This is a genomic window from Neorhizobium sp. BETTINA12A, from assembly GCF_023006485.1.
GTDB lineage: Bacteria > Pseudomonadota > Alphaproteobacteria > Rhizobiales > Rhizobiaceae > Neorhizobium.
On the sequence record NZ_JALBGW010000029.1, the window covers coordinates 26,968 to 47,951 of the forward strand.

The 20,984-nt window shown below is 58.3% G+C and carries 19 protein-coding genes; 14 read left to right on the top strand and 5 right to left on the bottom strand.

From position 1 onward, the window contains the following. Positions 1 to 5: 5 nt before the first annotated feature. Complete coding sequence (locus tag MOV61_RS10800) at positions 6 to 1,136, bottom strand: PspA/IM30 family protein (RefSeq protein WP_247136572.1); 1,131 nt, start codon at positions 1,134 to 1,136, stop codon at positions 6 to 8. A 201-nt stretch (positions 1,137 to 1,337) separates the two neighbouring features. Between MOV61_RS10800 and MOV61_RS10805 the strand changes: the two genes are divergently transcribed. Both MOV61_RS10805 and MOV61_RS10810 read left to right on the top strand, forming a co-directional pair. Further along, entirely contained in the window at positions 1,338 to 1,760 is a 423-nt protein-coding gene (locus MOV61_RS10805; RefSeq protein ID WP_247136573.1) for a hypothetical protein, read from the top strand. 516 nt (positions 1,761 to 2,276) lie between these two features. Next, the gene (locus MOV61_RS10810) at positions 2,277 to 4,016 is read left to right on the top strand and encodes an ABC transporter ATP-binding protein (protein ID WP_408962369.1); all 1,740 of its coding nucleotides are present in this window, start codon (positions 2,277 to 2,279) and stop codon (positions 4,014 to 4,016) included. Positions 4,017 to 4,104: 88 nt separating this feature from the next. Here the strand turns inward: MOV61_RS10810 and MOV61_RS10815 are convergent, their stop codons facing one another. From MOV61_RS10815 to MOV61_RS10825, 3 genes are all read right to left on the bottom strand, one after another. Further along, positions 4,105 to 4,938, bottom strand: a complete 834-nt coding sequence (locus MOV61_RS10815; RefSeq protein ID WP_247136575.1) for a class I SAM-dependent methyltransferase — start codon at positions 4,936 to 4,938, stop codon at positions 4,105 to 4,107. Between the two features lie 187 nt (positions 4,939 to 5,125). Next, complete coding sequence (locus tag MOV61_RS10820) at positions 5,126 to 6,181, bottom strand: DUF563 domain-containing protein (protein ID WP_247136576.1); 1,056 nt, start codon at positions 6,179 to 6,181, stop codon at positions 5,126 to 5,128. A gap of 41 nt (positions 6,182 to 6,222) precedes the next feature. Continuing rightward, positions 6,223 to 7,215, bottom strand: a complete 993-nt coding sequence (locus MOV61_RS10825) for a UDP-glucuronic acid decarboxylase family protein (protein WP_247136577.1) — start codon at positions 7,213 to 7,215, stop codon at positions 6,223 to 6,225. Between the two features lie 431 nt (positions 7,216 to 7,646). Between MOV61_RS10825 and MOV61_RS10830 the strand changes: the two genes are divergently transcribed. The 10 genes from MOV61_RS10830 to MOV61_RS10875 all read left to right on the top strand — a co-directional run bounded on the left by MOV61_RS10830 (position 7,647) and on the right by MOV61_RS10875 (position 18,640). Then, positions 7,647 to 9,392 carry an ABC transporter ATP-binding protein gene (locus MOV61_RS10830; protein ID WP_408962370.1) on the top strand — a complete coding sequence of 582 codons (1,746 nt, stop codon included), beginning with the start codon at positions 7,647 to 7,649 and terminating at the stop codon, positions 9,390 to 9,392. A gap of 89 nt (positions 9,393 to 9,481) precedes the next feature. Next, on the top strand, positions 9,482 to 10,741 hold the full coding sequence (locus MOV61_RS10835; protein ID WP_247136579.1) for a hypothetical protein: 1,260 nt from the start codon (positions 9,482 to 9,484) through the stop codon (positions 10,739 to 10,741). Between the two features lie 143 nt (positions 10,742 to 10,884). Then, complete coding sequence (locus MOV61_RS10840) at positions 10,885 to 11,361, top strand: hypothetical protein (RefSeq protein WP_247136580.1); 477 nt, start codon at positions 10,885 to 10,887, stop codon at positions 11,359 to 11,361. Further along, positions 11,358 to 12,467 carry a DegT/DnrJ/EryC1/StrS aminotransferase family protein gene (locus tag MOV61_RS10845; protein ID WP_247136581.1) on the top strand — a complete coding sequence of 370 codons (1,110 nt, stop codon included), beginning with the start codon at positions 11,358 to 11,360 and terminating at the stop codon, positions 12,465 to 12,467. The genes MOV61_RS10840 and MOV61_RS10845 overlap by 4 nt, the downstream gene beginning before the upstream one ends. Next, a complete protein-coding gene (locus MOV61_RS10850) occupies positions 12,464 to 13,237 on the top strand; it encodes a class I SAM-dependent methyltransferase (RefSeq protein WP_247136582.1) in 774 nt (257 codons plus the stop codon). The genes MOV61_RS10845 and MOV61_RS10850 overlap by 4 nt, the downstream gene beginning before the upstream one ends. A 2-nt stretch (positions 13,238 to 13,239) precedes the next feature. Further along, positions 13,240 to 14,460 (top strand): glycosyltransferase family 1 protein, encoded by a 1,221-nt coding sequence (locus tag MOV61_RS10855; protein WP_247136583.1) that lies wholly within the window; start codon positions 13,240 to 13,242, stop codon positions 14,458 to 14,460. A 222-nt stretch (positions 14,461 to 14,682) separates the two neighbouring features. Then, positions 14,683 to 15,603 (top strand): hypothetical protein, encoded by a 921-nt coding sequence (locus tag MOV61_RS10860; protein WP_247136584.1) that lies wholly within the window; start codon positions 14,683 to 14,685, stop codon positions 15,601 to 15,603. 87 nt (positions 15,604 to 15,690) lie between these two features. Further along, entirely contained in the window at positions 15,691 to 16,383 is a 693-nt protein-coding gene (locus MOV61_RS10865) for an FkbM family methyltransferase (protein ID WP_247136585.1), read from the top strand. A 179-nt stretch (positions 16,384 to 16,562) separates the two neighbouring features. Then, positions 16,563 to 17,969 (top strand): sensor histidine kinase, encoded by a 1,407-nt coding sequence (locus MOV61_RS10870; RefSeq protein WP_247136586.1) that lies wholly within the window; start codon positions 16,563 to 16,565, stop codon positions 17,967 to 17,969. Further along, complete coding sequence (locus tag MOV61_RS10875) at positions 17,966 to 18,640, top strand: response regulator transcription factor (RefSeq protein ID WP_247136587.1); 675 nt, start codon at positions 17,966 to 17,968, stop codon at positions 18,638 to 18,640. Before MOV61_RS10870 ends, MOV61_RS10875 begins: the two co-directional genes overlap by 4 nt. Here the strand turns inward: MOV61_RS10875 and MOV61_RS10880 are convergent. Beyond that, the gene (locus tag MOV61_RS10880) at positions 18,614 to 19,210 is read right to left on the bottom strand and encodes a hypothetical protein (protein ID WP_247136588.1); all 597 of its coding nucleotides are present in this window, start codon (positions 19,208 to 19,210) and stop codon (positions 18,614 to 18,616) included. The genes MOV61_RS10875 and MOV61_RS10880 overlap by 27 nt on opposite strands. Before the next feature lie 483 nt (positions 19,211 to 19,693). Between MOV61_RS10880 and MOV61_RS10885 the strand changes: the two genes are divergently transcribed. Both MOV61_RS10885 and MOV61_RS10890 read left to right on the top strand, forming a co-directional pair. Further along, complete coding sequence (locus MOV61_RS10885) at positions 19,694 to 20,557, top strand: DUF1236 domain-containing protein (protein ID WP_247136589.1); 864 nt, start codon at positions 19,694 to 19,696, stop codon at positions 20,555 to 20,557. Positions 20,558 to 20,579: 22 nt separating this feature from the next. Continuing rightward, a complete protein-coding gene (locus MOV61_RS10890) occupies positions 20,580 to 20,768 on the top strand; it encodes a hypothetical protein (protein WP_040124522.1) in 189 nt (62 codons plus the stop codon). Positions 20,769 to 20,984: the final 216 nt, after the last annotated feature.

A 20,984-nucleotide genomic window follows, 5' to 3' on the forward strand; every position in this document is an offset into this window, starting at 1 on the left:
CGGCGCTATTTCTGTCTGGTCTTGAACTGAGCAAGTCGCGCCTCGATGGCGCGTTCACGGTGCAGCCGGTCCAGTTCATCCAGCTCGACGCTGCCATCGCCTGTTCCGGATGGCACGCCGGTAACACGTGATATGGCGGAAGCTGCGCGTGCCGCGCCATCGGCCGGATTGCGCTTTTTGCCTGGTGCCCTGCCTTCCGGAAATCTTTCAAGGCTGCGCTTCAGTTCGGCCAGCCGTTGCTCGGCTTCGCGACGAGTGGCAAGCACGGCCTGCAAGGCCTGCTGGCCCTCATCGAGATTGACGCGCACATCGGCCAGTGCCTTGTCCAGTGCCGCCAGCTGCGATTCCAGGTCAATCTGGCGTGCGACCCCCGCCTTGGCGAGATCATCCCTGCCGGCGGAAATCGCCGTGCCGATCTTGTCCTCCAGCATCGCCATGTCGCTGCCGATTTCGTTACGGCGGGTGAGAATGCGGTATTCTTCGGCGCGCGCCTTGCCAATGTCGGTGCGCGCTTCATCCGCCGCGGCATCGATCTCTCGCAGCGCCTGTTCTACGATCGCGACCCTGTTGGTATCCTCGGCCTTGTCGATGACAGAGTTTGCTAGGCTGGCGATCAACCGCCCCATGCGTGACAAAATGCTTTCGCTCGTCATCAGATGCTCCTCCGTTCGATCGGCATGCGGGTTGACGCCGATATGGATCTGATAGCGGCCGCCATGGGCCACCAACTGGGCATTGAAGATATTGAGCGTGCCGCGTGAATATCCGGCGACATCGTAGGGGACGGCGACACGGCCGCGCACGGTGGCGATCGTCAGGTCGGCCGGTCCCTTGATGGCAAACAGCTTGTCATCCAGCGGCAGCCGCTCCGCAGCCCACACGCGGCTACGGTTGGAGGCGAAATCGCGCAGGCCCAGCGTCACCAGCCGGGCGGGCAATCCGGTGCAGTCCCGGACAGTTTCGTAGGCCAGTTCATGCAACGTGACGAGATTTGCACCGGCCTTTTCCGATGCCAGTTCATCGAGCATCGAGAACATGGTCGCGTAGGCGGCAAATGTCTCCTCAAGGGCCTGTCGAGCGTCGCTGTCTGGCGCAAGGTCGTAGCGAAGTACCGATGTGTGATGAGTCTGAGCCATGTCGACAGCATAAAGCACCGCTTTCGTGCTTTCAAGGGGCTCGATTTGCGAGACGCTTCCCTCGGGGCTCTTAGTCGGGATGGAAGAAGACGTGATAGGGCTTGCAAATACAGTGAGGGGCTTTTTGTCTGTTCATAGAAATTTCCCGATATTTAGGCCTTGCCTCAAGGGCGACGATCGGGGAGGCCGGGGGAACTTGTTATGCTGCCGTTCATTTTAAGTCTGCTAATTTGGCGCATTACCATTGCTGGGAGAAAAACAATGAGAGCGAAACTAATCGGGCTGTTGGCCGGCATGTCGACCGTGCTTGTCGGGGTAGGCATTCAACCGGCGCCTGCCAGTGCCCAAGGATTCGAATTCGAATTCGGAGAGCGCGGCCCTCGGATGGAGCGCCGTTACTATGATGACCGGAGATACGAGCGCCGCGAGGAACGCCGCTATGAGCGTTCAGGCTGCGGCCCGCGGGAAGCTGTGGCCGCCGCCTCACGATATCTGAACGACCCGTACATCAATACCGAGAACCGCAACTACTATTATATTGACGGGTATGGCAAACGCGGCGGAGCCCGCAATCGTCCGGATTCCGTCATGATCTCTAAGGCCCCCGGCTGCCCGCGCGTATAGTATTACCGTTTTGGCAATAGTCAGGCCAGGGTTCAGAGAAAAGGAGCCTGCCTGACTTGGGCCGAATATTGCCAATCGGCTCGACTCGGTTGCTTTGGTGATGGGACCACAGCCCGTGGCTTCATGCCTTATCTCGGCGAGTTTCAGTTCGGTGCTGGACCTAGTTGCCGTACCCGACACCTGTCCGTGCGACGCACGAAAGGTTTGTCAGTTATAATGCCCGACCCAGCCAGATCGCCCGCGCGACCATTTCCCACCCCTCACCCTCCTCCCCGGCGGATTGTCGAATAAACTTACCCCAGATGCGCCAGGACGGCGAGTCGCGGCGACGGATAGGCACTTTTCCCGCCCATGCACGCGTGCAACTGCCATGCAGACTCGTATTTGCGTGGTTGGCAAAGTGCTTCCCAAGCGTTTAATACGCCGCACATGTGAGAACTTAATCGTCGGGTGCGGCGAGCGGGAGCCCAATTGAACGGCAAAAAAAGCAGGAAGAACCACCTGGATTCGGGCGCTGTGACCAGCGTCCTCAAGCGGGTGATCGCCGAAAACGGCAGGGATCATCTGCGCGGTTATGCCTTTGCGATCTTCTGTCTGGTGGCGACAGCCATGTCCACCGCCTTCACGGCGTGGATCATGGAATCGGTTGTCAACGAGGCTTTTGCCAACAAACGCGCCGACATGGTGCTCGTCATCTGCTTTGCGATCTTCGCAGCCTTCGTCATTCGCGGTCTGGCGACCTACGGGCAGGCGGTGACGCTCTCCAAGATCGGCAACAATATCGTCGCCCGTTACCAGCAACGCCTCTATTCGCATATCATGAAGCTTTCGGTCGGCTTTTTCGCGGAATCGCGATCAGCCCAACTCGCCGGGCAGATCGGCCAGAATATCGGCGGCATAAGGGACGTGCTCAACCTTGTGGTCACTTCGACGGCGCGCGATCTGCTGACGCTGGCGTCGTTGATCATCGTGATGATTTCCAAGGACTGGGTTCTCTCGCTGATCGTGTTTGCCGTGGCACCGCCGCTCGTTCTTGCGATCCGCTACCTATCACAGCGGCTGCGCAGCGTGACACGCGAAGCCGTCGAGGTGAGCAGCAAGGTGCTGGGCGCCATGCAGGAAACGATCCAGGGCATCACCGTCGTCAAAGCGTTCACCATGGAACAACAGCTGGAGCAGAAGGTCCGGCGTATTATCGAAACGTCCGAAAGACAGAGCAACCGGATTGCCCGCCTGTCCGAACGCACCGCGCCGCTCACCGAGACCTTTGCCGGCGTGGCGATCTCCAGCGTGATCGGTTATGCCGCCTTCCGTTCGATCTATGACAATGTTGCCCCCGGCGCCTTCTTCGCCTTCATCACGGCCTTGCTGATGGCCTACGACCCCGCCCGCCGGCTTGCCAGGATGCAGGTGCAGCTCGAACGATCCGTCATCAACGCCCGGATGATCTACAACCTGCTCGACATGCAGCCATTGCAGCGGGAAAATCCGAACGCACCCGACCTTGTCGTCACCAAGGCGCAGATCGAACTGAAGGGCGTCATGTTCGCCTATGGCAGCGGCCAGCCGATCCTCAAGGGGGTAGACCTCATCGCGGAAGGCGGCAAAACCACCGCCCTGGTCGGCCCGTCGGGCGCCGGCAAGTCGACGATCATCTCGCTGATCCCGCGTTTCTACGATCCGGCCGAAGGCCAGATCCTGATCGACGGACAGGATATCGCCCATGTGACCAAGGCGTCGCTGCGTCACAGCCTCGCCTATGTCACGCAGCAGCCCTATCTGTTCGAAGGAACGATCCGCGACAACATCCGCTATGGACGACCCGAAGCGACCGACGCCGAAGTGGAGGAAGCCGCTCGCCTCGCCCATGCCCATGAGTTCATCCTCATGCAGCCGGCAGGTTACGAAACGCCGGTCGGCGAAAACGGCATGACCCTCTCCGGCGGCCAACGGCAACGCTTGTCGATCGCACGCGCACTCGTGCGCAACGCGCCGATCCTTCTTCTCGACGAAGCCACCTCGGCGCTCGACAACGAATCCGAAGCCGCCGTGCAAAGGGCGCTCGATTCGGCCATGCATGGGCGAACCGTCGTCGTCATCGCCCATCGCCTGTCGACGGTCGTCAATGCCGACAAGATCATCGTCATGCATGAAGGCCGGGCAGTCGAAGAAGGCACCCATCAGGAACTTGCCAAACGCGAGGATGGCCTTTACGCCCGCCTCAACAATCTGCAAGCGCCTGAAAAGAACCGTTAGATATCACCTGGATCTGAAGTTGCCGGCAGCTGACAGTACCTAATAACGCGGCTACTCCAGATGCCCGAGACATTCATGAACCGAGACGTCATACTGAAGTCTTGCGGATGATGACCTGCTGGAAAAGGTAGACAAGTTCAAACCTTCCCCTCTTCATTTCCAGGAAGCGGTGGACCGCATTCGCCGGATTGTCGTTCGCGTCGGCATAATAGCTCCAGATATAGTCGTCGAATACCATTATTCCGCCAGGCTTGAGTGCCGCAAAGCCGTTCACGGCATCCATCATCACGTCGTCCGCGAGATGCGAGCCGTCGACGTAAATGAAGTCGAACGCAAGGTCCTTTGGCTTCTCCATGAAGTAAGCGTTGGATGTTCCCTTGAACTTGGTCATTCTTTCGGCATGACCTACAAGGTTCGCATTGAACCGGCCCTCGACGGCCGACATCGCCTCCTTGTCGTGTTCATCGGAACCAGCCCAGGTATCCACGCAGGTCAACATCGCGTTCGGCAGGATCTCAAGGAAGAAATAAGCGGACATGCCTTCCCAACTGCCAATCTCGAGCGCCTTCAGGTCGGCTCTGTTCCGGAGATCGAAGCGATCGAACAACCACATCCAGATTGGAAGATGGCCGACGAACCAGTCATTGCTAAGCTGCAGGCCCTTCATTTCGGACGCCACGAAGGCCTTCGTGGCGGGCTTATATTTCTTCTCGATGCTGCGCCGCTTTCTGCGGAACTTCATGTATTTGAGAACGATTTTCAGCCCTGAACCGGACCGAAGCAGGAATCTGATGTCGAAAATCTCTTCGGCGATTGATCGGAACAGCCTCGAGAAACTCACTTTGCTGGACACGCTATTTCCTTGCTCCGAATAAGGCACAGGAAGCCGAACAATCGGCTCGCTGGCAATCTCAACTTTCATATCTTCCACCTTGAGACCTGTGAAGCCAATCCGGTGGAAACCGTAATACTAGAGAATGCAGTACTCACGAACGCCGCGGATCCTGGAGGTCATCGTCGAGTGGCTCATCAGGCCGTTTATTGGAACGCTGAAAGTTTCGATTGGGCCGACCGCTCCGGAAATCTATGGGCTATGTAATTTGTCTTCTTCAGACAAAACCACGTGCCATGGAACACATACATTCGAGATTTCTGTCGAGCTCTCCGGGATCGACAGTCATGTTGTCATGGTGGGATTCCAAATGCGTGGAAGCAGTGTCCGCCAGCATGTAGTGGTAAGGATGCGACAACGCTGAGGCGAGCGTGAAGTAGCAATTATTGGTCTTCGTATCCCGCGGATGAATTTCAAGGATCGAGCCGCCCGGCGCCATGAACAACATGTTGACGAAGCCTGCACCATGCGGGCCAGCAACCATGGTGCATTCGCTCAGAAGCCGCACCTGCTCAGAGAAAGACAAGCTCTCGCCATGGATTATCTCAAAACCATGCCTGGAGAGAACCGGTACGATTTCGTCTTCATTTAGCACCCTTCTGACCGGTGCCTTGCTGCGGCTGATATAGATACGCCGATCCGGTTTTCGCTCGGTACCAAAGGCCAGGCGATATCTCTCCGCAACAGATCTGATTAAACGCTCGTTGTAATTGCCAGTTGCGGCGGCATGGGCCGGAAGCGCCAGCTTCTCAATGGTGAAAGTCTTGCCTTCCGGAATAAACGTCGTGGAACCAAGGCGGAAGGGCAAGAGCGACTGCTCGACAAAGGGAACGAATTGGAAGGAGAAGGGCAGGATCAGGTGGAGGTCGCGATCCTGCTCCATCGCCAGGTGGAGCCTTGGCATCGCATCCGTTAGCCAGTGAAAATAATTCCTGCTCCAGTTGTCTGTGATCCAGGCGCCTTTGGAAATGCGTTCGACGGGTAGCCGATATAACTTTCCGAGCGACTTCAGACGCCGCATAACGCTAAGCTGGCGGTCACCGGCGAAGCTTTCCTTCAACAAAGTATGGCCTTGATAAAGCCAGCCATTGGCACGTGCCGTGATGTTCTCAAGCTGCAGAATCTGGCTTGCAGGGACATCGTAGCTTAGATTAGGCTTGAATAGACCGGCGTCTTTTTCCTCGAAGTTCCTTGGCAGAGCGCGGGTAGCCACCGTGGGCTCCCCCATCGTTGAGACTGTTTCATCTTGCGGCCGGGCAAATTGATAAAACATTAAATCCTCAGACAATCAGTATTGGCGCGGAGGTGGCAAGCTCATCGCACCTCGTCATCCAATGGGACTTTGGCGCTTCTAAGTAGTTCATCAAAATAGGCGATGGTCTTCTCAAGTCCCGCCCGCAGTTCGACCGTCGGCTGCCAGTCGAGAAACTGCTTCGCCTTGGAAATGTCTGGTTGACGCTGGATCGGGTCGTCAGAAGGCAACGGCCTGAATACCAACTTCGATCTTGATCCTGTCAGCTCCAGTACAAGGTCCGCCAGACCGCGTATTGTGAACTCGTTCGGATTCCCGATGTTGAACGGGCCGACAACATCGTCTCCGGTCGCCATCATCCTTAGCATAGCTTCCACAAGATCGTCGCGATAGCAGAACGAGCGCGTCTGCTCGCCCTGACCGAAAATGGTGATGTCGTCTCCCTTGAGCGCCTGGACAATGAAGTTGGATACGACACGGCCGTCATTTGGATGCATACGCGGCCCGTAGGTATTAAAAATACGCACCACTTTCGTTCGCAGCTTGTGCTGGCGGTGGTAATCGAAGAACAGCGTCTCAGCGCAGCGCTTGCCTTCGTCATAGCAGGAACGAATACCGATCGGGTTGACGTTGCCCCAGTATTCTTCGACCTGGGGATGGATGCTGGGATCTCCATAAACCTCGGAGGTCGAGGCCTGCAAAATCTTTGCCCGCACTCGCTTTGCAAGCCCAAGCATGTTGATGGCGCCGTGGACGGAGGTCTTGGTCGTCTGGACAGGATCGTGCTGATAGTGAACGGGAGATGCGGGGCACGCAAGGTTGTAGATTTCGTCAACCTCGACATAGAGCGGAAAACAGACGTCATGGCGCATCAGTTCGAACCGTGGATGGCCGATCAGATGCTCAACATTCCCGCGAGTACCCGTAAAGAAGTTGTCGACACAAAGTACCTCGTCTCCTCGATCAAGCAGGCGCTCAACGAGGTGTGAGCCGAGAAATCCAGCTCCACCTGTTACCAATATTCTCGCGTTCATGCCTGCTTCCTTGTAAGCCATATCGCCACCTAGCCGAGAAATACTTTGATGTCAAAATCCTGGATAGCCACTGTCATTTCCCCATGTTCGACGCTTCTGTTTTCGAGAAAGAGGCCTTTGACGACCATCGTTCTTGCCAACGCATCCCACGGTATCGGAAGCTGGAAGAGCGGAGTGGGTTTCAGCACCGTGCGGAGCCGTATGTGAAAGCAATGGCGGCCGGCGGTTGAACACCATCAACAGTCAATTAGAGCCAATATTCAATGCCGTTTGACACTTCCGCCTTCATGCAATCGGGCCACGGGTCTTCAGAATCGTATTTGCGTGGTTGGCAAAGTGCTTCCCAAGCGTTTAATACGCCGCACATGTGAGAACTTAATCGTCGGGTGCGGCGAGCGGGAGCCCAATTGAACGGCAAAAAAAGCAGGAAGAACCACCTGGATTCGGGCGCTGTGACCAGCGTCCTCAAGCGGGTGATCGCCGAAAACGGCAGGGATCATCTGCGCGGTTATGCCTTTGCGATCTTCTGTCTGGTGGCGACAGCCATGTCCACCGCCTTCACGGCGTGGATCATGGAATCGGTTGTCAACGAGGCTTTTGCCAACAAACGCGCCGACATGGTGCTCGTCATCTGCTTTGCGATCTTCGCAGCCTTCGTCATTCGCGGTCTGGCGACCTACGGGCAGGCGGTGACGCTCTCCAAGATCGGCAACAATATCGTCGCCCGTTACCAGCAACGCCTCTATTCGCATATCATGAAGCTTTCGGTCGGCTTTTTCGCGGAATCGCGATCAGCCCAACTCGCCGGGCAGATCGGCCAGAATATCGGCGGCATAAGGGACGTGCTCAACCTTGTGGTCACTTCGACGGCGCGCGATCTGCTGACGCTGGCGTCGTTGATCATCGTGATGATTTCCAAGGACTGGGTTCTCTCGCTGATCGTGTTTGCCGTGGCACCGCCGCTCGTTCTTGCGATCCGCTACCTATCACAGCGGCTGCGCAGCGTGACACGCGAAGCCGTCGAGGTGAGCAGCAAGGTGCTGGGCGCCATGCAGGAAACGATCCAGGGCATCACCGTCGTCAAAGCGTTCACCATGGAACAACAGCTGGAGCAGAAGGTCCGGCGTATTATCGAAACGTCCGAAAGACAGAGCAACCGGATTGCCCGCCTGTCCGAACGCACCGCGCCGCTCACCGAGACCTTTGCCGGCGTGGCGATCTCCAGCGTGATCGGTTATGCCGCCTTCCGTTCGATCTATGACAATGTTGCCCCCGGCGCCTTCTTCGCCTTCATCACGGCCTTGCTGATGGCCTACGACCCCGCCCGCCGGCTTGCCAGGATGCAGGTGCAGCTCGAACGATCCGTCATCAACGCCCGGATGATCTACAACCTGCTCGACATGCAGCCATTGCAGCGGGAAAATCCGAACGCACCCGACCTTGTCGTCACCAAGGCGCAGATCGAACTGAAGGGCGTCATGTTCGCCTATGGCAGCGGCCAGCCGATCCTCAAGGGGGTAGACCTCATCGCGGAAGGCGGCAAAACCACCGCCCTGGTCGGCCCGTCGGGCGCCGGCAAGTCGACGATCATCTCGCTGATCCCGCGTTTCTACGATCCGGCCGAAGGCCAGATCCTGATCGACGGACAGGATATCGCCCATGTGACCAAGGCGTCGCTGCGTCACAGCCTCGCCTATGTCACGCAGCAGCCCTATCTGTTCGAAGGAACGATCCGCGACAACATCCGCTATGGACGACCCGAAGCGACCGACGCCGAAGTGGAGGAAGCCGCTCGCCTCGCCCATGCCCATGAGTTCATCCTCATGCAGCCGGCAGGTTACGAAACGCCGGTCGGCGAAAACGGCATGACCCTCTCCGGCGGCCAACGGCAACGCTTGTCGATCGCACGCGCACTCGTGCGCAACGCGCCGATCCTTCTTCTCGACGAAGCCACCTCGGCGCTCGACAACGAATCCGAAGCCGCCGTGCAAAGGGCGCTCGATTCGGCCATGCATGGGCGAACCGTCGTCGTCATCGCCCATCGCCTGTCGACGGTCGTCAATGCCGACAAGATCATCGTCATGCATGAAGGCCGGGCAGTCGAAGAAGGCACCCATCAGGAACTTGCCAAACGCGAGGATGGCCTTTACGCCCGCCTCAACAATCTGCAAGCGCCTGAAAAGACCGCAGTGGAATGAAATCCAGCACTTCCCCATCCATGGCGGGCATAGGAGCGTAGGTGTTCTGCCGCTCCCGAACCAAACGCTATTCAAGAGAGTATGGGTCAATGACCGACGCGAGAAAGCGTAAAAAGCTTCTGATTGTAGAGCGAAAGCTCGTTCACAATCGCGGACATCATCATACCCAGATTTCTGCGTTGCGTATGTATCTGCCGGACCATGAGACAAGTTTCGTCGCTGGAGAAACTTACGACGGGTTTCTGGGAGCGGCGGCCGGAAAACTTGGCGGCAAGTCGATTAAGCTGGCTAAATTGCGATCGCGCTTGCTGCATGGTAATCTATTCGAACGACTGGGAGCGGCATTCGCCGCCATCAAATCCGCACATACCATCAAGCTGCCCCTTTCGGCATTCGGGAGGCAATTGGCTGAGATCTGCCAAAGCCTTCAACTGGGGGCCGGCGATCTTGTCATCGTGCCGACGGCAGAACTCGATACCCTTGAGTCAGCCGTTGAGCTGACAGCTATATTGGGAGATGCGGCGCCCAGGATTTGTCTTCGCTTTCTAAATTCGGAACTGGGTGACCGAAACGAAAGGCTCCGTTCAAAGCGGCTCGATGCGATCCTTGCGAAATTGCCTGCCAACATTTTCCTGTTCACCGAGACGGAGGAATTGGCAGTCCATTTTCGTGAGATATTTAACATGCCTGTAGAAGGCGGGTTTTATCTGCCCTGCAGCATGCATATCGCAATGATCCCCGGTACCGGAATCGATCGAGGTGATAGGCTTCGGATAGGTGTTTTCGGCGAGCCGAGACCCGAGAAGGGAAGCCGGCGGCTTGCGGGTATCGTCGCAGCTCTTACCAAATTGACGGAGACCCGAGCGGTGCCACCGTTGGATTTCATTATCCAGGGCTCGATGGCTGACTTTCGTGAGGGCGGCGTCTATGCAGCTTTACAAGAATTTCAGAAGGGCGAACGGAATGTCTTCGTGTCGCCGCAAGACAATCGCCTTTCGCCGGAAGAATTCGAACAACTTTTTCATTCTGTAGACGCGGTCTTGCTGCCTTACGAAACGGCTATCTACAGCCTTCAGGGTTCCGGTGTCGTCCAAGATGCCATCGCCGCGCACAAACCTGTCATCCACACTCGGGGAATGTCGATGATGGCATTACTTTCCCACGGAAACGGCGTCCCTGCGACGACCGACCAGGAATTCGCGGAAGCTGTCCTGCGCGTTGCGGCTGATCCCTTGAGCTTTCAGGAAGGTACCGCTCGTGCAGCCGCTTATTTTGAGGATGTCCTCGCTGCCAATCCGCTTCTGCGTGTATTGCACACATCGTTGCATGACCGGCAGCAGGGTTCATAAGTCAGCCAGACCGAACCGGTCTTCTTTGGGCCGGCGGTCCGGTTTTGGGCGACGAAATCTTCTGGATGTCCGCGACAGGTGCTAGATACACTGCAACGGTAGAGGTATAGGCTTCCAATGGGCCACAAATCCTGGGATGAAAAATGATTAAGCGGATAAGTTTCAACGGGACAGAGATTGCGATCATCATATCCAGTCAATTTACGTCGCCGGGCGTGACATTCGTGACGGATGGAAGCTATTCGCAGCAATTGGCCTACATGAAACGCCCCGAGGGCGAATATATCCGGCCCCATTATCACAATCTCAACGAGCGGGCAGTCCAGCTCACCCAGGAAGTGCTCGTCATCAAGAGTGGTCGCCTGCGGGCCGATTTCTATACATCGGAACAGCAATATATCGGGTCGGAAGAGCTCGGCGCGGGCGACGTGCTGATGCTGACATCCGGCGGACACGCTTTCAAGATGCTGGAGCCCGTCGAGATGCTGGAGGTCAAACAAGGCCCCTACGCCGGAAACGAAGACAAAACCATCTTCGAAGGTGCTTCAGAGCAGGAGATCATCTCCTTGCCATCTACCCATTTTTCGATCGATCCAGACCAGAAGGTGAAGGCTCCATGATCCCCGTCAACACACCGTCATTCAAGGGGCGGGAAGCCGAGTACCTCGCAGAATGCATCGAAAGCGGCTGGGTCTCCTCCGAAGGCCCCTTCGTTCGCCGATTTGAAAAAGCCTTTGCCGCCAAGGTTTCGCGTGCCGACGGCGTCGCGGTCGCGAATGGCACATGCGCCCTGGATGTCGCCGTCAAGGCTCTGAAGATCGGAGAAGGCGACGAAGTCATCATTCCGACATTCACCATCATTTCCTGTGCCGCGGCCGTCGTTCGCGCCGGCGCCACGCCGGTCGTGGTCGATTGTGATCCCGTCACCTGGAACATGACGGCAGAGGCGATCGAGCAGCGCATCACGCCTCGTACAAAAGCGATCATGGTCGTGCATATCTATGGGTTGCCGGTCGATATGGACCCTATCCTCGATCTGGCCAAGCGCCATGGCTTGAAGATCATCGAGGACGCCGCCGAGATGCATGGACAGACCTACAAGGGAAAACCCTGCGGCAGTTTCGGCGATATCAGCATATTCAGCTTCTATCCCAACAAGCATGTCACGACGGGCGAAGGCGGCATGGTCCTGTCGGACGACCCCGAATTGCTTGAGCGGTCACGTTCGCTTCGAAATCTCTGCTTCATCGAGGAGCAGCGATTCGTGCATCACGAGTTGGGGTGGAACTACCGGATGTCCAACCTGCAGGCGGCGCTGGGGCTGGCGCAGGTCGAACAACTGGATGACGTCGTTTCGCGCAAGCGAGCGATCGGCGCGGCCTATGAAGAGCGCCTGGACGATCTCGACTGCTTCGACAGGGCGCCCCGCTCGACCAACTATGCCGACAATATCTATTGGGTTTTCGGTCTCGTGGTCCGCCCTTCGGCGAAAAAGACCCGCGCCGAGATCGTTTCGGCCTTGTCCAGCCGAAAGATCGGCACGCGCCCATTCTTCTGGCCGATGCATCGCCAGCCGGTCTTCGAGAAGATGGGGCTTTTCGCAGGTGAACATCACCCGGTCTCGGAGCATATCGGCGCCAACGGCTTCTATCTTCCGAGCGGTCTCGGGCTGTCGGATGCGGATATCGACGAGGTCGCCAGCGCCGTCCGCGAGATCGTTCGATGAGCGTGTTCGCGAATTACGCGGAAATCTACGACACCCTCAATGCCGGCAAAGACTATGCGAAAGAGGCTGAATTCGTCGCGCAATTGCTGCGGGAGATTGCGCCGGGCGCCCGTACGCTGGTGAATTTCGGATGCGGCACCGGCCAGCACGATCTGATGCTGGCCAAAAGCGGCTTCGAAACCCTGGGCGTGGAATTGAGCCCTCACATGCTCGCGCAGGCGCAGGCAAGAGGCATGGCAGCCGATATCCCTGAAGGACGCGCGCACTTCACGCAGGGCGATTTCCGGAACTTCGACGCTGGACGGTCCTTCGATGCGGTTGTCTCGCTGTTCCATGTCATGAGCTATCAAACGAATGAAGCGGACGTGGCGGCCGCATTCACGACATTGAGCGCCCACATGTCGAACGGATCCGTCGCTCTCTTCGACCTGTGGCACGGGCCGGCGGTAGAGCATGAGCTCCCCGAAACCCGAGTCCGCCGGGCTGAAAACGACAGTTTCAAGATTGTCCGGATCGCGGAGCCGCAGCACGACAGCAGCGCGCATGTCGTGACCGTCAAATTCACCTTCTTCGTCGAAGACAAGAAGACGGGCGCGATTTCAAATTTCGAGGAACTCCATCCGATGCGGTATTTCTTTCCGGCGGAAATCCAAAGCCACATAGAGGCCGCCGGCTTGAAGCTGAAAGAGACCGGCGAATGGCTGACACGGAATTCGCCTTCGCGAGATACTTGGAGTGTCTACTACCTCGTTGAAAAAACCGGGCACTGACGATGGCGACAGCGGATGCAGCGGCGAAGTCCCGGCTAAAACTTGCCGTGATTCTGGAAAAGAAGATCTCTGTCGGAGGCGGCTTCAACCAATCGATCACCGCGGCCCTGCAGATGCTCCGCATCGCCCCGGAGCCCTATGACGTTGAAATCTACACGACTATCGGGAGCAATATCGAGACCCTCGCCGCCAGCGGCTTGCAGGCCAAGCATTTCGTCAAGCCGAAGCGCAAACTCTCCAAGAAGATCGCACAGGCCTTCCAGTCCGCGCGCAGACGGCGTGAAGAGATGACGGAATTCGAGCTTGAGATAAAGCGGCAGGGAATAGATCTCGTCTACTTCACCGCCCCGAGCGGATATGCGCTCGACCTCCAGGCGACGCCTTACATTTTCACGATCTGGGACCTCTGCCATCTGGAACATCCCGAGTTTCCCGAGGTCACCGAAAACCGCGAGTTCGAGAAGCGCGAAGAGCTTTATTCCCGCGCGGTCGTCAAGGCGGCTACAACATTGACGGACGGGCTCCACACCAGCCAACTGGCATCACGGCGCTACGGCGTCGCAAGCGACCGTTTCATAGAGATGCCTTTTTCTCCCGCTCCGCTGCTGCGGGAGGCGGCGTCAACCCCGGACGCACTCGCAGCGATGTTCGAGCGTTACGGTCTTGCCCCCGGCTATCTGTTCTATCCGGCGCAATTCTGGGCACACAAGAATCATGTCAGGCTGCTGGAGGCCTGTTCGCTTCTGGCCAAGCGGAACGGCACGGCACCCAGCATCGTCTTCGCGGGCGGCGATCAGGGGCATGCCGGCACGATCCGGCGGATGTCGGAAGGCTTCGGCCTATCGGACAGCACACATTTCCTCGGCTTCGTGCCATCGGAGGACATGAGCCTCCTGTATCAGGGCGCTAGTGCGCTGGTCATGCCAAGCTATTTCGGCCCCTCCAATCTTCCACCCATGGAGGCATGGGTGCTGGGCAAGCCAGTCCTTTATCCACAGCGATTTGCTGATTTTGTAGGTGACGCCGCACTTCTTTTCGACCCCGATGACGCGCATTCGCTTGCCGACTGCATCGAACGACTTGCGCAGGGGCCGGGCGACGGCCACTGGCAAGAGTTGGGCCGGCAGCGCCTGGAGCATTTCGAACGCGAAAGGCACGCCGCCGAAGACCGGCTGAGGCTGCTGCTGTCCCGCCTTGCGTCGAGGATGCCTACGTCGGCCTGAGTTAGCAGGACAGGATTGTCGGATCGACACCTGCGGGCTCGGCAAGGCGTCCCTATCCGACGTCTCACTCGCTTGCTCAAAGGAAAAATCTGGTTTACGAGACCGGACAGGATGGGTGCTGCAGCGTAGTGGACCGGTCATGCAACGCCATCCTGTTAAAGGCGGCCTCCAGACTTGGGACGGCGATTTCGATCTCCTTCAGGTCCGTAATCGAGTGGATAGATGAGCGAAGCAAATTCGATTGCACCTGTAGTCTTCATCATTTTCAACAGACCAGATCTCACCGAATCGGTGTTCCGGGAAATCGCCAAGGCGCGCCCAAGCAAGCTTTTTATCATTGCTGATGGTCCGCGAGCGGACCGCGCAAACGAAGCGGAGAAATGCGCCAGAACGAGGCAGGTGGTCGAGAACATCGACTGGGACTGCGAGGTCTTCCGCAACTATTCAGAGATAAACCTGGGGTGCCGCAAGCGCATTTCCTCCGGACTGGATTGGGTATTCTCGCAGACCGATCGCGCGATCATCATCGAAGACGATTGCCTGCCGGATCCCAGCTTCTTCCGCTATTGCACCGAACTTCTGGAAAAATACGAGGATGACGAGCGCGTCGGCTCCATCAATGGTTCGAATCTCACGCACGGCCGGGTAACGGTCGAGGATAGCTATTTCTTCAGCCGATACCCGCTCATCTGGGGCTGGGCCACCTGGCGCCGGGTCTGGCAAAATTACGACGTGTCGATATCGCACTGGGGAACCTTGCGCGAGAACGGCTGGCTCAACACTGTCGCCTATCCCGATGAATTCGCACATTGGATCAAGGCATTCAATCGCGTGTTCGAGGATGGGCTGGACGCCTGGGGCTACCAATTCGTCTTTTCGCAGTGGCTTCAAAGGCAGATCAGCATACAGCCGCAGCACAACCTGATCAGCAATCTGGGCTTCCGGGCAGACGCAACCCATACGCTGGATGCGAGCAACGTCGCCGAACTGCCCCGCCAGGGTGTGGAGTTTCCACTACGCCATCCGCAGGTGCCCGCAACGAACTTCCTTGCCGACGATATCTATATGCGCGAGCATTGCTATCGAAAGAAAAAGGAAAAGAAGCTGAAGCGTATCCTGAGAAAGATATTCCCCAAACGCTGACAGAAACCGGTGCCGGGCCCCAACCGTCCTCGATGCCAAATCTGGAGCCGCACCTCGCTTGTTTGCGGACTAACGGAGTGAATTTCGATGCCCAGACTACGTTCTCCTTTTAAAAAGAAGAAGCCTGTTAGTGCGTATTTCGGGCTCAACGAGTTGGATCGGAAGATCGAGAAATATATCGACTACGATAACGGGTTCTACGTAGAACTCGGCGCCAACGACGGCATTCGCCAGTCCAACACCTATTATTTCGAAAAAAATCGCGGATGGAGCGGGATTCTGATTGAACCCTCTCCAAACAATTTTCTGGAATGCCGGAAGAATCGCAGCGAGAAGAACGCAATATTCTGCAATGCCTGCGTGCGATTCGGTTACCCTCACAAGTACGTGGACATGAGCTACGGCAACTTGATGAGCGTCTCCACGAATGTCGAGGTCGACTTGGAGAGCGTAGCGGCCCATCTGGAACTTTCGCGCCAATTCCTGAGGAATCGGGAAGCGACATTCGAGTTCGGTGCAGTCGCAAAGCCGCTCAGCACGATCCTTGACGAGGGCAACGCGCCAGCACTGATGGATATCCTGTCGCTGGATGTTGAAGGTGCCGAGCTCGAAGTCCTGATGGGCGTTGATTTTGACCGCCATAATTTCAGGTTCATGGTTATAGAATGTCGGAACATTGACAGGATGCAGAGCTTCCTCGAGGCCAAGGGCTACACGCTTCTGGATCAGCTCACTGAGCATGACTACTTGTTCAAGTTCAACGCAGCCGGGACGGCGTGACAAAAGCTGAGACCTCGGGAGGCTCCAACCCGGACGCCGTCCATTTTCCGGGATATCCCTGCGGCTATCGGCGGGCGGCGCTTGTTTTCCGGATCAGATAGCCCACTCCGAATGCAACGGATCGCCCCCCTTATGCGTTGCGGGGCATCGGCTCGCGTTGTGCGGGTTATCGGAACGGCATGCTGATGCGGCTCGGCGGAATTCTTGATCGCTGGAACGACCAATCCCTCGCCCGGCAGTTTCTGCTCGCGGGTGGGCTGGTCGCTTTCGCGGCGATGCTTCTGGTCGGCGCCTATGTGACGAGCGTGATCGAGGCGACGGTCACCCGCAATTCGGCCGCGTCCACGGCCCTTTATGTCGACAGTATCATCGCCCCGCTGCTTCCCGACATGAAGACCAACCAGACGCTCGACGACGTCACCACCCGCGCGCTCGACGAGACCTTCGGCCAGGGCGCTCTCGGGGGGAAGGTCATATCCTTCAAACTCTGGCGCCGCGACGGCACGGTGCTTTATGCGACCGACAAAAGCATGATCGGGCAGAAATATGGGCCGAGCGACAATCTCAGAACCGCATTTTCCGGACAGATGGTGGCACGGTTCGGGCCTGCCGAAGACCCCGAAAGCAATTTTGAGCGGTCGGCCGGCCTGCCGCTTCTCGAAATCTACAATCCGATCCTGCAGCCCTGGTCGGGCGAGGTCGTCGCGGTCTCGGAGTTCTACGAGGTTGCGGGCGATTTCCAGCGCAGCCTCTATCAGGCCCAGCTTCGAAGCTGGGGGGCGGTCGCCGGCGTCACGCTCGCCTTCTTCCTCATTCTTTCAGCAATCGTTTTCCGCGGCAGCCGGACGATCGACCACCAGCGACAGGCGCTGACGCAGCGGGTGGCGGAACTGTCCGATCTGCTGTCGCAGAACGAGGCTCTTCACGCGCGGGCGCAGCGGGCCTCGCGGCGGGCCACCGCGCTTAACGAGAGTTATCTGCGCCGGCTCGGGGCCGACCTGCATGACGGGCCAGCCCAACTCGTGGCCTATGCCGCGCTTCGGGTGGACAGCCGGCTCCTGACCGATCCCGCGACGTCGCCGACCGCGCGCGAAGAGGAGGTCACCACCATCAAGGCCCGGCTCGACGAGGCGATGGACGAGATTCGCAGCATCTGCAGCGGTCTTGTCCTGCCGCAGATCGAGGCCGCCGAACTGCCCGACGTACTGCGGCGCGCCGTCAATGCTCATCGGCAGCGGACCGGTGTCGATGTCGCGCTCAAGACGTCGAGCCGATCGAGGCCCCTTTCGCCTTCGGCCAAGATCTGCATCTATCGTTTCGTCCAGGAAGCGCTCAACAACGGCTTCCGGCATGGCGGCGGCCTGGATCAGAGCGTTCGCCAGAGCTTTGACAACGGCAATGTCGTCGTTGAAGTCGGCGATCGTGGGCCGGGTTTCGATCCCCAGCGCATACGCCCGGAAGGTCTCGGGCTGGCAGGTTTGAGAGAGCGCATCGAAAGCCTCGGCGGCACATTTGCAATCACCTCATCGAAAGACGGCACCACGGTCAGGATGTCGCTGAACACGCATGAAATGGAGCAGGCTTGATGGCAGGAATAAAGATAGCGGTTATCGACGATCATCCGTTGTTCAGGGAGGGAGTGACGCGCAGCTTGGGGGAGATCGAGGATTTCGAAATGGTCGGCGAAGGCGGTTCCCGGGAGGACGCATTGCGCATCGTGCGGGAACTGTGCCCGGATGTGATGCTGATGGATATTTCGATGCCCGGCAACGGCCTCGAGGCCATAACCGAAGCGCTCGATTTTTGCCCTGACCTCAAGATCGTCATGCTGACCGTTTCGGAGGCGAGCGAAGACATCGCCACTGCCCTGAAACTCGGTGCAAAAGGTTATGTCCTCAAGGGTGTCGGTTCGAGGGGCCTGGCAGACGTGGTCAGAACGGTGGCGTCCGGCGAGAGCTATGTTTCGCCCAGCCTTTCCGCGCGGCTGATTGCCGGCCTATCCGCTTCCAGCGAAGCCCCGATAAAGCCCGACCTCTTGTCGGAACTGACCGACCGCGAACAGGAGGTTCTGAGCCTCGTTGCGTCCGGGCTCAGCAACAAGCGGGTGGCGCGGCAGCTCGATCTTCACGAGAAGACCGTCAAGCATCACATGACCCGCATCCTCTCGAAGCTGAAGGTGACCAACCGGACGGAGGCGGCACTCGCCCTTCGCGATGCGACCGACCAGCGGTCAACGGCCGAACGATCGCAGTCTTGACGCATCCGAGGGGGTTGCGGTCCGATTGACGATGGTGCGGGATTGCGAATCCCGCATCTCGTAACGCCCTTGAGAGATTCGTTCCGTCGCGCCGTTGTGATGTCTGACTGTTATCGACGTTCCGCGAACATCGACCTCGACGCCGGCTTTCGAGGGAGCCGCCGGGACCGAAGGTGCCGGGGCTGCGGGCTGGGCTGGAGACGCGGCGGCTTTGCCGGGATTTACAGCTTCGCCTGCCGGAGCCGATCCCGCTCCGGGACCAATACCGGTTCCCGAGCCGGTACTGCCGCTGCCGGTATCGGTTCCACCGGCGTTACCGTTACCGCCGCTATTGCCGTTGCTGGAACCATTGCCGTTATTGCCGGAACTGCCGCCATTATCGCTGCCATTCCCGCTGGAGCTGCCGCCGCCGTTTCCGCTGCCACCATCACCATTGCCGTCCTTAGCGGCAACGGTCGACAGAGCGATACGCGGCAGGCCGTCCGCGCCGGCGACAACCTTCCACGGCAGCACCGCTGCAATGACTGCGGTGAGCGCTCCGCTCAGGACAAGCATTCTACGCGTCGGCATCTCTCGCTCCTCGTGTGGCCATCTCCTGCGTGAGGCATTTTTGAACTGTTTTGCAAGGTCTAAACCGGACGCCCGCCCTTATGGTTCCGTGCTCTGTCGCCGGTCAAAGAGCCCGCCGACCCATAAACACGGCAGCCGGCGGGCAAGGTTCTGCGCTGAAAAGGACCGATGATCGCGCAGGAACCGGGGTCTGCATCCGTTACACGGCAAGCGCTTCCAAAGTGGCGATAAGGATAAAAGCCCTGCGACGGGGATCAATAGCCATCTGGCCTGGGAAACGCAGTTGTCCATGACGGAACCTCCTGAAAAACCTCCAGGATCAACGGCACCTTAACAGCGCAATTCCTCGATTTCATCCCCCATTGGACCTTTAGCCTGCCCCATCAGACCAAAGGCCCAGAAAGGGTCGGCCTGAAGTCCGGCCGCGTCAGACTGAAGCCCAAAACCCGGAACGAGCCGTGGCAGCCGCAGTTCGAGGTGTGAGTGCGGCCCATCAGCGGGCTCGCCGGTGAACCAGAAAATGGAGGAAACATCATGAAACTCTCGATGAAACAGACGCTCGCGATTGCGCTTCTCGCCGGATCGACCCTTTCGGTAGCGCCGGCAATCGCTCAAACCCAGGATAATCAGACCGGACAGGACGGCAGTAATCAAGTCTTGCCCCGCAAGGTCAAGCCAGGCTCGGACAATTCGTCCGGCGCCAGACAGGCTCAGCCGCAGCAGAATATGGGCGCGGCGACACAACAGCCACAGGGCTCGGCCGGCGGCAATGACAAAACGAGCGCCCAGGCCCAAAGCGGCGACCAGCAGCGCCTGAAGCCCAAGAACGGTGACAACGCTGCTCAGGGAAAATCGACCGATTCCCTGAAGGCACAAACGGGCGATACACAGCCAGGCGCCAAGGACAATACGGCGCAACAGAAGCCTGCCGGCCAGAACGACAGTTCGACGACCGCCAATTCCGGTTCAGGCTCGGGAACTGATGCGCGCAAACCGGCAACCGATGACACTGCCCGACAGAATAATGGTGCTCAGCAGCCCGGTTCGAACCAAGCCGCCACCGATAAGCCTTCCAACGAGACCACGGGAAGCATCAACATCTCCACTGAACAGAAGACCGAAGTGCGCAAGATCCTCGTCCAGAACAAGGTCGAGCCGGTGAATGTGGATGTTGACGTCAATGTCGGCGTCGCGGTTCCAACGACCGTGAAACTGCATCCGTTGCCGCCGCGCATCGTCGAGATCGTGCCCGCCTATCGCGGTTACGAATACTTCGTCCTGGCGGACGGGCGGATCATCATCGTCGATCCCTCGACCCACGAGGTTGTTTACATCCTGGTCGGCTGAGCGCTGAACACAGGAGAAAACCATGAGTGACCGAGAACCGATAGTGATCCGTACGAGCGGCAGCGGCGGCTGGGCCGTTGCCGTCATCCTGCTGGTGGCCGTCATCGCAGGTGGGTTCTTCCTCTTCGAAGCTGGTTATCTCGGAAACCATGACGTCGATATCGGCGTCACCCTGCCGAAGATCGAGCCGCCTGCACCAGTCACGCGATAGACGGCCTCGATCCCGTTCGAAGGGCGCGGCGCAAATCACCCGCCCGCTCACAACATGTAGAAGGAGACTATCATGAAGACCCAGATCATCGTTCTTTCCGCCGTGGCCCTTGGCGCCCTCGCACCTGCTGCTTCCGCCCAGCAAGGCACCGTCAACGGAGCCGCAGGCGGCGCCGTCACCGGCGCGATTATCGGCGGCCCGGCGGGTGCCGCCGTC

Bases quoted from the DNA above. Each gene is read 5' to 3' on its own strand.
- MOV61_RS10800 (WP_247136572.1), bottom strand. From the start codon at position 1,136: ATGGCTCAGACTCATCACACATCGGTACTTCGCTACGACCTTGCGCCA.
- MOV61_RS10805 (WP_247136573.1), top strand. From the start codon at position 1,338: ATGCTGCCGTTCATTTTAAGTCTGCTAATTTGGCGCATTACCATTGCT.
- MOV61_RS10815 (WP_247136575.1), bottom strand. From the start codon at position 4,938: ATGAAAGTTGAGATTGCCAGCGAGCCGATTGTTCGGCTTCCTGTGCCT.
- MOV61_RS10820 (WP_247136576.1), bottom strand. From the start codon at position 6,181: ATGTTTTATCAATTTGCCCGGCCGCAAGATGAAACAGTCTCAACGATG.
- MOV61_RS10825 (WP_247136577.1), bottom strand. From the start codon at position 7,215: ATGGCTTACAAGGAAGCAGGCATGAACGCGAGAATATTGGTAACAGGT.
- MOV61_RS10835 (WP_247136579.1), top strand. From the start codon at position 9,482: ATGACCGACGCGAGAAAGCGTAAAAAGCTTCTGATTGTAGAGCGAAAG.
- MOV61_RS10840 (WP_247136580.1), top strand. From the start codon at position 10,885: ATGATTAAGCGGATAAGTTTCAACGGGACAGAGATTGCGATCATCATA.
- MOV61_RS10845 (WP_247136581.1), top strand. From the start codon at position 11,358: ATGATCCCCGTCAACACACCGTCATTCAAGGGGCGGGAAGCCGAGTAC.
- MOV61_RS10850 (WP_247136582.1), top strand. From the start codon at position 12,464: ATGAGCGTGTTCGCGAATTACGCGGAAATCTACGACACCCTCAATGCC.
- MOV61_RS10855 (WP_247136583.1), top strand. From the start codon at position 13,240: ATGGCGACAGCGGATGCAGCGGCGAAGTCCCGGCTAAAACTTGCCGTG.
- MOV61_RS10860 (WP_247136584.1), top strand. From the start codon at position 14,683: ATGAGCGAAGCAAATTCGATTGCACCTGTAGTCTTCATCATTTTCAAC.
- MOV61_RS10865 (WP_247136585.1), top strand. From the start codon at position 15,691: ATGCCCAGACTACGTTCTCCTTTTAAAAAGAAGAAGCCTGTTAGTGCG.
- MOV61_RS10870 (WP_247136586.1), top strand. From the start codon at position 16,563: ATGCTGATGCGGCTCGGCGGAATTCTTGATCGCTGGAACGACCAATCC.
- MOV61_RS10880 (WP_247136588.1), bottom strand. From the start codon at position 19,210: ATGCCGACGCGTAGAATGCTTGTCCTGAGCGGAGCGCTCACCGCAGTC.
- MOV61_RS10890 (WP_040124522.1), top strand. From the start codon at position 20,580: ATGAGTGACCGAGAACCGATAGTGATCCGTACGAGCGGCAGCGGCGGC.